Source organism: Aquimarina sp. (assembly GCF_977115655.1).
In genome coordinates, this window is the sequence record NZ_CDSBKO010000007.1 from 122,264 (window position 1) to 134,476 (window position 12,213).

9 protein-coding genes are annotated in these 12,213 nt (G+C 34.0%); 4 read left to right on the forward strand and 5 right to left on the reverse strand.

From position 1 onward, the window contains the following. Positions 1 to 413 precede the first annotated feature (413 nt). Entirely contained in the window at positions 414 to 1,247 is an 834-nt protein-coding gene (locus tag ACZIYX_RS04640) for an AraC family transcriptional regulator (RefSeq protein WP_462681029.1), read from the reverse strand. Positions 1,248 to 1,542: 295 nt separating this feature from the next. Beyond that, on the reverse strand, positions 1,543 to 2,451 hold the full coding sequence (locus ACZIYX_RS04645) for a NifU family protein (RefSeq protein WP_462681030.1): 909 nt from the start codon (positions 2,449 to 2,451) through the stop codon (positions 1,543 to 1,545). Between the two features lie 247 nt (positions 2,452 to 2,698). On the opposite strand from ACZIYX_RS04645, the gene ACZIYX_RS04650 reads away from it, so the two are divergent. Further along, a complete protein-coding gene (locus tag ACZIYX_RS04650) occupies positions 2,699 to 3,721 on the forward strand; it encodes a PorP/SprF family type IX secretion system membrane protein (protein ID WP_462681031.1) in 1,023 nt (340 codons plus the stop codon). 582 nt (positions 3,722 to 4,303) lie between these two features. On the opposite strand, the gene ACZIYX_RS04655 is transcribed toward ACZIYX_RS04650, so the two are convergent. Further along, positions 4,304 to 6,457, reverse strand: a complete 2,154-nt coding sequence (locus ACZIYX_RS04655) for a lytic polysaccharide monooxygenase (protein WP_462681032.1) — start codon at positions 6,455 to 6,457, stop codon at positions 4,304 to 4,306. Between the two features lie 171 nt (positions 6,458 to 6,628). Between ACZIYX_RS04655 and ACZIYX_RS04660 the strand changes: the two genes are divergently transcribed. Beyond that, positions 6,629 to 6,913, forward strand: a complete 285-nt coding sequence (locus tag ACZIYX_RS04660) for a hypothetical protein (RefSeq protein ID WP_462681033.1) — start codon at positions 6,629 to 6,631, stop codon at positions 6,911 to 6,913. Positions 6,914 to 7,019: 106 nt separating this feature from the next. On the opposite strand, the gene ACZIYX_RS04665 is transcribed toward ACZIYX_RS04660, so the two are convergent. Then, the gene (locus ACZIYX_RS04665; RefSeq protein WP_462681034.1) at positions 7,020 to 7,532 is read right to left on the reverse strand and encodes a rhodanese-like domain-containing protein; all 513 of its coding nucleotides are present in this window, start codon (positions 7,530 to 7,532) and stop codon (positions 7,020 to 7,022) included. A 50-nt stretch (positions 7,533 to 7,582) separates the two neighbouring features. Continuing rightward, positions 7,583 to 8,755, reverse strand: coding sequence for a vWA domain-containing protein (locus ACZIYX_RS04670; protein WP_462681035.1), 1,173 nt, complete (start codon positions 8,753 to 8,755; stop codon positions 7,583 to 7,585). 219 nt (positions 8,756 to 8,974) lie between these two features. Here ACZIYX_RS04670 and ACZIYX_RS04675 point away from each other — a divergent pair, with 219 nt between their 5' ends. Beyond that, a complete protein-coding gene (locus tag ACZIYX_RS04675) occupies positions 8,975 to 11,179 on the forward strand; it encodes a tetratricopeptide repeat-containing sensor histidine kinase (protein WP_462681036.1) in 2,205 nt (734 codons plus the stop codon). Further along, a complete protein-coding gene (locus ACZIYX_RS04680) occupies positions 11,180 to 11,911 on the forward strand; it encodes a LytR/AlgR family response regulator transcription factor (RefSeq protein ID WP_462681037.1) in 732 nt (243 codons plus the stop codon). Positions 11,912 to 12,213: the final 302 nt, after the last annotated feature.

Below are 12,213 nucleotides of genomic sequence, written 5' to 3' on the forward strand. Positions count from 1 at the left end.
TCCAAATAAGATGTATAGGATTTGACTACTATTTTATTAAAAATTGTTTTTTTAGGATTTGAATACACCAAACCAAAAAATAATAGCTGCAAATTGGGAAGAATAAAATTGAAAAAATAGTACAAAATTGCAAAGGTATGTTTGTCCCGTTTTATACTAATACCATTTTAACTTTGAAATAGAAGTCCCTCCCAATAAGGAGGTATCCCATATAGTGAAGGTTCTAATTGATCCCGAGGTGCTTTGAGCAGATAGTTTGTCGTTTAGGTCTGATACGTTCATGCATTATTTAATTGAAGCCCTTCGAACTCTTTTAAAGAATCTTTTGATCAGAAATCAGGAAAATGTAATGTGGTTTTTTTAGAGAGGTATCGGTATACCAAAGTATAAATGATAAGCATTAAAATAAAGGATCAAATCATAATCTTATTTGCAAATTGTTTGGGGGTAATGCCTATTATTTTTTTAAAGTGCCGGGTAAAATGACTTTGATCAAAGAAACCAGATTGATAAGCAACTTCTGTAGCAGATAACCTTTCTGCCAATAACTTTTTGGCTTTTTCTATTCGTAGATTTACTAAATATTGATGAGGTGGTAATTGATAATGCTGTTTAAAAGACTTTATTAATCCATATTCTGAAATACCGGTTAGATTAGAAAGATCATGTGTAGATACCTCTTCCAGATAATGAGTGTGTATGTACTCTTTGATCTGTTTTGCAGCCATAAATTTTTCTGAGACAGGCTCGTTGTGTATCTCGGTATATGCGTATCGTAGGATGAGTTCTCTAAGAAAATCCAGAAGTAAAGACTCTGATTTTGGGTTGTGCTGTTTATATATTAAATCAGGAAATACAGCTTTTCCTTTTTTGAATAAATTTTTATTGTTTATTATGTTTTCTTTAAAAACAGGTAGTTCTATGGGCAGGTTAAGACTATCCATAGCTTTTTTCATAATTTCTACAGGGATATACATGGTAAGAAAATTCCAAGGAGAATTATTTACTGGTTTCCCTGTATGTACTTCATAAGGGTTAAAAATAAGTATAGAACCTGTAGATAAAATAAAGTTTGAAGAGTCATTAGAGTAGTCCCCAACTCCATAATCCATAAAAATTATAGTATAACTCTCATGAAAATGTGGTTTGAACTTATGAGACGTAAAAGATCCCTTAAATAACTCTAAGTTATCCAAAGTGTTATTTATAAAATGCTGGACATGATTATGTTTTTTTTTGTCGTGCATTATCTTTGTAATTTACTTTAAAATGTTTTTTCAGCTCAATCTCAAACATTTATTTTTTAAAGTATTCTTTAATAAGCTGCTAATATATACTGGTTTTACATATTATTTAGTATCCAAAGTATGAAATGTATTAAAAAATGTATTTTTTGGGTTTCTTCTTTTTATTTTTTACAATATGAGGTATAGATATTTAACTATTCGTACACATTTGTACTCCTGTTACACATATCCTTAAAAAAAATAAATCCCGGAGCAAGCCCGGGATAATGGTACAAATGGTATTAAATTTTTTAGATTAACCATTTATAGCTTCTACAGATTCTACTTTATCTTTCAGCATTTCTTTCAGCATATTTTCGATACCATTTTTTAATGTAAAAGTAGATGAAGGACAACCACTACATGCACCTTGTAAAACCACTTTTACTACTTTACTATTTGGGTCATAAGAGTCAAAAAGTATATTTCCGCCATCGCTGGCTACAGCAGGCTTTATATATTCATCGATAATATTAATAATGTCTTTAGAAACATCATCCAGTTTTTCGAAATTAATATCTGCTTGTTTTTCTACGGTTTCTTTTGATACAGTAGCATTGGCAGATAAAATCTCTTTGCCTTGTTCTAAATAACTACGCAAAAACTCTCTTATTTCTAAAGTAATGTCATTCCAGTCTGCTATATCGTACTTGCTGATAGAAATATAATTTTCATCAATGTATACTTCTTTAACAAAAGGAAAGTGAAAAAGCTCTTGTACTATAGGTGCTTGTTTGGCATCATCTATATTTTTAAACTCATGTCCTGCGGTAACCAGCTTTTTATTGGCAACAAATTTAAGAACGGCAGGATTAGGGGTGCTTTCTGCATATATAGTGACAGGTACTTTTTTTGTTGTAGATTCTGTTTCATTAATAACAGTTTTACCACTATTAAGATACTCTTTTATCTGTTCTGCAACCTCTTCTTGTACATCTCCCCACTCTACAATGTCATATTTATCGATAGCTACAAAATTTTGTGAGATATATACTTTTTTTACAAATGGTAAGTAAAATAATTGTTGTGCCAAAGGAGAGTTTTTGGCCTGATCTATATTCTCAAATTCGTAACTGGTGTGTTGTGTTAAAAAGAAATTAGCTTCAAACTTAACAATACCAGGGTTAGAGGTGGCTTCTATTTTTATTTCAAAATTCTTTTCCATGTACTAATTTTTGGCAAATTTACTAAAAAGCGATGCCATATTAGCATTATAAATGCAATGGTACTATTTTTTAACTAATCTTGCAGGATTCGTAAATCTGGTATTCTGACAAAAATTTATATCTTTGGAACTATTGATAGACAATGATTTATTTTAGGAGAGTAGCGAAATCTTGCATTATATACTGTTTTTAATAATTTTGTTAGATTCGCAAATTCTATTTAGCCCCATAAACAATAGAACCCAAATGAGCTTAAAAACATTTTATGTAGTATTTTTAGTATTGGTATCCCCTTTTGTTTTCTCACAAGAAGGAATCCCTGTGTACTCAGATTATCTTTCAGATAATTTATATTTAGTACACCCGGCAATGGCTGGTGCATCTAATGCAAATAAAATAAGACTTACTGCCAGAAAGCAGTGGTTTGATGTAAATAATGCGCCTAATTTACAAACCCTAAATATTAATTTTAGATCTGGTGAAAAATCAGGTTTAGGAGGTATTGTTTATAAAGACGAGAACGGTAGATTTTCTCAAACAGGAATGTATTTAACCTATGCATATCACCTATTGTTCTCCAGAGACAGAACAGATTTGAATATGCTGTCTTTTGGTATGAGTGCTGGTTTTATACAATCTAATGTAGATTTAAGAGGTCTGGATGATCCTACAGATCCTGATCCTATGATTTTGGATAGGGTACAAAAAGATTTTTACTACAATGTAGATGCAGGTTTGTCTTATAATTATTTAGAGTGGTATGCACACATTACAGTTAAAAATATTTTACCCACTACCCGGGATATTTTTAATAATGATACTCCAACAAAAGAATCTAATAATCTTCGTAAATATATCTTTTCGTTAGGGTATTTGTTTGGAATTGGTGATACAGCATGGAGTTTGGAGCCATCTGCACTATATCAGGTTACCGAGGAGACTCAGGAGAGTAGTATCGATGCAAATTTAAAAGTATACAGAGGTTTTGATTTTGGAACCCTTTGGGGAGGAATATCATACAGACGTAGTTTGGATGGTGCAGAGTTTTCTAAAGACGGAGTTACTGTAGAAAGTCAGCAATTACAATATATAACTCCTTTTTTGGGAGTGAATTATAAAAAATGGTTGGTTGGGTATACCTATAGCTATCAATCTAATTCTGTAGTATTAAGCAACGGTGGGTTTCATCAACTTACTTTGGGGTATGATTTTGGTAAACGTAAAGAAAGATGGGATTGTAATTGCCCCGCAGTAAACTCAAATAATTAGTCAGCTAGACATATTCAAAATATAATAAGGATCAGGTCGTCTAAAAAGTAATTTTCAGGCGATTTTTTTTGATGTATTGGTTTTTTGGATCGTTTAATGCATAAAAAAAGTATGTTTAGATAGTAGCTGCTAGGCTATGCTGATTAAGGTTATATGTTTTCAAAATATAGCTGCTTTATTAATATCGCTTGGCATAATATGAACAATCATAAGATGAAAAGAGGCGTATCTATCTCTGGAGAATGGTTTAAAAATTCTTGTCTCTTTATTATACCAATTATACTTTGAATTTACCGCAATAAAACACCCTTTTTTTCTTTCTGTTTCATAAAATGAAACCGTAACTAAGGCTGTGCTTTAATTTTCTAATTCATAAAAAGAAAAAAATCATTATTGCCTTTTACGGTAAATTCAAAGTATAATTGGTATTACTGTGTAAAATTTAAAAATTAAATAAAAGAATATCGAGGGTCGAAACCCTCGATATTTTTAATGTATGCAGATAGTGCGATACTACCCTTAATGATATTATATTATTTGGGTAGTTATTGAAAAGGAACTACCCAAATATAATTTTGATGACTATTTTTTAAGAATTCTCTCTGTATACACCTTATCATCAATATATATTCTAAGTATATATAATCCTTTTTTAAGGTTAGACAAATCTTGTGCTATAGATTTTTGAGTTCCTTGATATGTTCGGGAATTCATTAATTTTCCTGTAAAATCATATAGATTTACTTTTATTAATGAAGTGTTCTCTGCCTTTATGGCAAGGTTTACAATATCTTGTGTTGCTGTAGGAAACAGGGTGTATAATCCATTTGAATTACAATCTCCTGTTTTTGTCCAGGCTTGCTGCCAATATGTACCAGTACCCGGAGCATAAGCCCAGGCTGCTGTAGAAGAACACCATCCCGGGATATCACAGGTGTATTTTCCTCCTGCATTTTGTGTTTCTTGTCCTTTACTATAAGAGGTTCCTGCTACATATTGTGGTATACCTGCACAGTTTCCGCCCCCGCTACCCGAAAGCGTTGTTGCAGTTGCGGTATTACTAAAATCAGAGGCGTTACCCGCAGCATCTTTAGCTTTTACTCTAAAAGAATAGGAGGTGTTTACTGTTAGACCGGTTGCTTGATAAGTAGTACCGGTTACTGTAGTAATAACCGTATCTCCCTGGTATATATCGTATCCTGTTACGCCAACATTATCGGTAGCAGCACCCCAGGAAAGATCGATTGTAGTTTGTGTAGCATTAGATGCCCCTAAATTAGCAGGAGCAGAGGGTGCTTGTGTATCAGAAGAACCTCCTCCATTACAATCTCCTGTTTTTGTCCAGGCTTGTTGCCAATATGTACCAGTACCGGGAGCATAAGCCCAGGCAGCTGTAGAAGAACACCATCCCGGGATATCACAGGTGTATTTTCCTCCTGCATTTTGTGCTTCCTCTCCTTTACTATAAGACGTTCCTGCTACATATTGTGGTATACCTGCACAGTTTCCACCTCCGGTGTCCGAAAGCGTTTTTGCAGTTGCGGTGTTACTATAACCAGAGACGTTACCTGCGGCATCTTTAGCTTTTACCCTAAAAGAATACGAGGTGTTTACTGTTAGACCGGTTACTTGATAAGTAGTGCTGGTTACCGTAGCAATAACCGTATCTCCCTGGTATATATCGTATCCTGCTACGCCAACATTATCGGTAGCAGCACCCCAGGAAAGATCGATTGTAGTTTGTGTAGCATTGGATGCGCTTAAATTGGCAGGAACAGAAGGTGCTTGTGTATCCGGATCACCTCCCGTATCCAGTGTTGTTGCAGTTGCGATATTACTAAAATCAGAGGTATTACCGGCAGCATCTTTAGCTTTTACTCTAAAAGAATACGAAGTGTTTGCTGTTAGACCGGTTACTTGATAAGTAGTACCGGTTACTGTAGTAATAACTGTATCTCCCTGATATATGTTATATCCTGTTACGCCAACATTATCGGTAGCAGCATCCCAGGAAAGATCGATTGTAGTTTGTGTAGCATTAGATGCGCCTAAATTGGCAGGAGCAGAAGGTGCTTGTGTATCAGTAGTTCCCCCATAATGAATATCACTGGTCGAATAAAAAGCTTCTGTACTGTCTGATCGTTGCCAAACACTGTAAATAACGTGTTTACCTGTCCTTGCTGGCAATGTTACCGGAATATCCACAACCCTTTCTGCTCCACTTGGGTCTGTTCGCACCAAAAGTTCAAGACTATCCCACGTTAATGGCTGATCGGGAGTCCAGCTTGCTTTGGTTATATATACTTCATAATAAGCAGTTGCATGAGGAGCATGATTTGTCCAGGTAACCGTAAATGCTCCGGGAGAAACCAGAGTAGAAACCCAATCGGATCTAACTTGATCCATACCGCCATATTTTTCAGGTCTGCCACCACTAGCCAGATTTCCATCTTTTACAACTGCTCTATGATTGCCATTAGCATTTGCTTGGTTAATTTCACTCCAATCATATAATGGTTGCGTACCATGCGAAGCTACTGCTGCAACACAAGCAGCAGAGTCCGGACTTTCTGGGTCTTCCTGAAAACAGTTCCAAACACGACTTGGCGGGGATGTTACTGTGCCGTGAGGAAAAACAGATAGAGTTGCAAATAGAAATAAGGTAATACAAATTAACTGTCGCCACGAACAATTAATCATATTAAAATTTACAGAGTTTGTGTTTTTTTTAAACATGGTTTAAAGGTTTTTAAAAGTTAATAGATTAATGAGTTAACTCATTAATCTATATTTTATTATAGAAGCAGTGTTTAAGTTTATACTTTAGAAATATATCTTGTGAGCTTGATCCAGAGTTAAGGTATTAGTTCAAATTTTTTAACAATTTGTACAGCCCACCGAGAGGGGTTGTTAGCGCACGGAGCAGGGTGTTTTGTAGGAGGAGATGGGTTGTTTGTAAGTAAAGTTGTCTTTTTTGCCCACGGAGCAGGGTGTTTTGTAGGAAGAGATGGGTTATTTGTAAGTAAAGATGTCTTTTTTGTGCACGGAGTAGGGTGTTTTGTAGGAAGAGGAAGGTTGTTTGTAAGTGAAGCTGTCTTTTTTACGTACCGAGAAGGGTGTTTTGTAGGAGGAGACGGGTTATTTGCGAGTAAAGTTGTATTTTTTGTGCATAAAGCAGTGGTGTTAGCCTGACAAGAGCTAGTACTACTATTTTAACTTTGAAATAGCGCTAATAAATTCAATTTCTATACGCACGATTTCAAAGTTAAAATGGTAGTACCTTTATCTTTATGCAGATTTATTCTGTAAAAGTACCTTCAAATTTTAATCTGCTATCCATAATAGGGATTAAAGAGGATAATTCGTATACATTTTTATATCCATATCCATACAGATTAATGAATGTAGGGATGTTTAATGCCAGAGGTGCCATTTTAGAAGCAAAATTAACAGGGTCTCCTTCTATATTATTATTGCAATAAATTAAAACCCGTGTTTTTTTTGAAGCTATTTGCTCTGCTAGTTTGCCTTCGGTAAAGTCAGAAAAATTTATATGGGTAGCTCCTTTAAGGTGCTTTTTGTGATATGCAGTTTCAGAGCGGGTATCTAATAAGATCGTATTTTCATCTTTCAGGTATTCTAAGAACAAGTCTAAAGGGATTAATCGTTTTTCTCTGTACTCTAAAACCTCCTCAGACATTTTAAGAAAAGAAACATAATCAACCGTTGATTTTGTTGTTTTTTCGGTTTGTTGTGCTTGTAAGGATAATGATACAAGGGTTAAAACAATTGTATTAACAATATTTTTCATATTTTTTATGATTTTATTGTGATAAATTTAAACTTTATTGAAGATAATATCTAATTTTCCCAGGTAAATGATTTTTGTTTTCCTTGTTTTTTGATGGCGTTAAGTAGCGCGGTTTCGAGACTGCCGTCTTCTTTCTTGCTATGATCTTCAATATATTGCACTCGTTTTTTATTTAACTCTTTAATTTTTTCCTGAATTTCTTTACGAGCAGTACTTTTTTCTGCAATATACTCTTTAAGCTCAGCTTTAGATTTTCCTTTAAGATCTTTGGGTAATTCGTCTTTTGCTACTTCTTCTATTTCAAAAGACGCATCTTCAGCGGCATCAATAAGATCCCAGCTTTTGTTTTTATAAAATCCAGAACTTTTACTCACCGTGCGACTTACAGCATTAGCAGAACTATACGATTGTGCATTTGCATCCTGTTCTACTTGTAATTTTCTTTTTTGAGCACCTTGATTTCCATAATAGATATAAGTGCTATTTAATTTACGGTTAAGTTCAAGAATAACATCATCATACGGGGTTGCAATGTGTATTGTTTCGCGGTTATGGTCGATAGCACTATACTCTCCTTTAGTAATGTCTGCGCCATCTTTCCACATAGATTCAATACCCTGGCGGTAGTTACCGCAAAATATAGTGTTAATGGTAATGCCTTTTTCTGCAGCATCTGTAGCAGCATCTTTATAGTTTAATGGTCCTTGATCAAAAGGCTCATTACCTGCAATAAAAATTAATTTTAAGTGGTCATTATTTTTTTTCCAACCTAATTGATTGATAGAGGTATTGATTACTTTACCACAATATTCGTTCCCCCCATTTGTGGTAAGAGCAAAAAGCTCCTTTGATATTTCATCTAAATCATTAGAGAATGGTAGTACTTGTCGTATAAATCCTTCTTGAGAGGGCAGGTTATCATTGCCATATTCATATAATGCAATCTCCAGCTTTATTTTATTATGCCCGCATTTGGCATAGGATAGCTCATTTACAATTTCCCAAAGTTGTGCTTTTGCCTGGTCAATTAGCCCATCCATACTATTACTGGTATCTAATAATAGAGCGACCTGGATATTGCGGGTATCCGGATCGGTTTTGGTAGTATGAATTAAGTGGCTTTTTTCTGTTTTGAAAGCAATCTTAGAATCTGGTTTTGTATTTGCATTGCAAGAAATAGTTACAAGCAGGCAAAATGTACTCCATATAAAAAATGTCTTCATGGTTTTCTTTTTTTAAATTCGGGATAAAACTATATCAAACATATTGGATTAAAAATCTATAATGAGGGAGCAGGTATAGAAAATGAGTGTATTTGGGGTTTTGATTAGTAAGATGTCTTTTATGAGTGGTGAAATGGGTATAAAACCACGTAATCTGGAAATAAGGATTTTATTATCTGAGGTAAATGGATTAAGTTTACCTTGTTTTAATTCTGTACAATGAAGAAGATTAGTTTGTGGATAGTATTTGTTTTGCTTATACCAATGTTGGTATTAGGACAAGAAAATGCCGGAATGAGGCGATCAGAGTCTATGAGTATCAAAGGGTCTGTAAAAGAAAAAAGCACCCGTAAACCAATTAAGGATGTAGAGGTAGCTATACCCGGAAAAGGAATAGTTACTACAGATGTTTTTGGAAATTTTAAGATCGAAGCACAAGTAGGGGATGAGCTCGTAATTACTCACGATAGCTTTACTACTGTACGTTATACTATTAAAGATGGTCAAAGAATAGATATAGAAGTAAAAGACAACCCTGATACATCGCGATCTAATTTGATTACTAAACAAAAGCAAGAATCTGTATATCAGGAAAACCTGAAGGCAGCAAAAACAACCTTAAAAAAAGATGCTTCCAAAAGTATAGAGTATATTACCAATGCTTTGGAAACCATACGGGATGATGATCCCTTGTCTGATAGTAAAAAAGCAGAACTGTTTGCAACACTGGCAGATATATACAGGCATTGGCAACAACCGGATCTTGCAGAAAGTAATTATGTAACCAGCCTTAAAAATAAATATAATACCGATGTAAAAGTCAAGTTAGGTAAAGCACAATTAGAAAGTAATAATTACCAATCGGCATTACAAACCTTTAATCAATTACAAAAATCAAGAATAAACAGTAATCAGGAAATTGCAATATATGAAGGTTTAGGAGATAGTTATAAAGGATTGCGTAACTATGCCAAGGCTATAGAGAACTATAATAAAGCATTATCGATAAGTCAAAAAAACAATCTGGATGATGCTGTAATCTTGTTAAATTCTAAACTAGCCGAAGTATTAAGACAACAAGGTAAGATTACTGTAGCAGAAGGATATTTAGACAATTCGGTACAGTTAGCGCAACAAAAAGATAAAAAAACATCGGCACGACAAAGAACTGTTGCAGCAGATTTCTATAATAAAAGCAATAGCTATGATAAAGAAATACAATTACGAAAAAAAGCGATCGAAGATATTGAAAATATTGAAGAAATAACCAATACTCCTGCTGCAGAACAAGATAACACTTTAACAACTCAGGTACAAAATTATAAAATAGCAAATGCATTTGCAGCGCAAGAAGCCTATGATGAAGCTATTCCGTATTTGCAAGAAAGCATCAAAGAAGCAGAATCCAAAAATGACCTTATAGTTCAAAAAGATGCTACCAGAAAACTAGGAGAAGTTTATAGAGAAAAAGGAGAATTAAAAAAAGCAGCAGAGGCTTTTGAAGAATATGAAGTTATTATCGATAAACTATATATCCAAAAAGATCAGGAAATATCGCAAGCAGCCCGTTTTAGCCGAGAATTGGCACAAAAAGCAAATCGTATAGCAACGCTCGAAAAGGACAGGGAACTAAACGAAACAAAATATGAGCTGGCATTTGCATCGCAGGAACTGATAAATCAACAAAGCCTGAGACAGCAAATCATTATTTATTTTTTGATAGGATTAACCATCTTGTTGTTTCTTGCAGCATACTTGATGTATCGTAATATGAAACAACAACGATATGCTAATAATCTATTAGCACTAAAATCTTTACGATCACAAATGAACCCGCATTTTATTTTTAATGCTTTAAATTCGGTAAACACATTTATTGCTACAAGTGATGAAAGAACTGCAAATCGATATTTAACAGATTTTTCATTATTAATGCGAGCCGTTTTAGAGAATAGCGAAGAAGATTTTATTCCGCTAGAAAAAGAAATTGAGCTGTTACGGCTATATGTACAATTAGAGCATTTTAGGTTTCAGGATAAATTTGAATATAATGTTGAGGTTGATCCAGAAATTTCTATTAATGAATATGTGATACCGCCTATGTTACTACAACCGTATGTAGAAAATGCAGTATGGCACGGATTGCGTTATAAAACCGAAAAAGGGATGTTGTCTATACGGTTTCAAAAAATAACAAACGATAGTATAGAAATCACCATAACAGATAACGGTATAGGGCGAAAAAAATCTAAAGAATTAAAAACATTAAATCAGAAATTGCAAAAATCCAGAGGGATGGGCAATATTAACAAAAGAATTGCGATCCTTAATACCATGTATAAAGATAAGGTAGATGTGTTTATTTCAGATTTAGAAGAAAATGAAGGAACCAAAGTAAAATTAATACTTAAGAAAGACAAGTAAATGAATTTAACCGCAATTATAGTAGATGATGAAGTAAATAGCAGGGTTATCCTTAGAAATTATCTAGGTAAATACTGTACGACAGTTACTATTTTGGGAGAAGCAGCTAGTGTGCAAGAAACATTAGAGCTTTTAAAAACAAATACCCCGGATATGTTGTTTTTGGATGTAGAGATGCCTTATGGCAATGCTTTTGATTTATTAGAGCAGGTGCCTGATCGTACTTTTGAAATTGTATTTGTTACTGCCTATGATCATTATGCAGTAGATGCATTAAATGCGCAAGCTACCTATTATTTGTTAAAACCAATAGCTATAGATAATCTTATCAAAGCAGTGGATCATGTAACCCATATAAAGAAAAAAGAACAGAAACTTTTAGATGCCGTTCTGGTTCCTAAAATAACCACTGTTGAAGGCAAGATTACCATCCCGCAACAAGATGGGTTTGAAGTACTGGAAATTTCAGATATTTTGTATTGTGAGGCCGATGATAACTACACAAAAATTTACTTAAATAAAGGGCAAAAACTGGTAAGCAAAACCCTTAAGTATTTTGAGGATTCTTTGAGCCCGCAAGGTTTTGTAAGAACTCATAAAAGTTATTTGGTAAATGTAAGTAAGATTGTTAGGTACAGAAAAGGAAAAGGAGGAAGCATAGTACTTTCTTCTGGCAAAGAACTGGCAGTATCCTCTTCTAAAAAAGGTGTGTTATTGGATTATTTTAAGTAAAGTGATAAAGGATATTTCTTTACCTTTATGACACCTTGTGCTTTTATGCCGCTCTTATTATCTAACCTAAGATTGATTTAAGGAATGGACTAAAAAAAGCCGTTAAATTGAGTGGTTTTTTATAGTGAAACGAAGAAAAATTGTATCGCTCTTTCGACAAGCTCAAGATGACAAGGCTTTTGTTTGAAAATTTACTTGTTTTCGATTACTAACATCCGAAAGTTTATACCATTTCTTAATTAAAAATAGGCACTAAGCCACGAAGTGTGTAACAAAAAAATATCGAGGGTTGCAACCCTCGA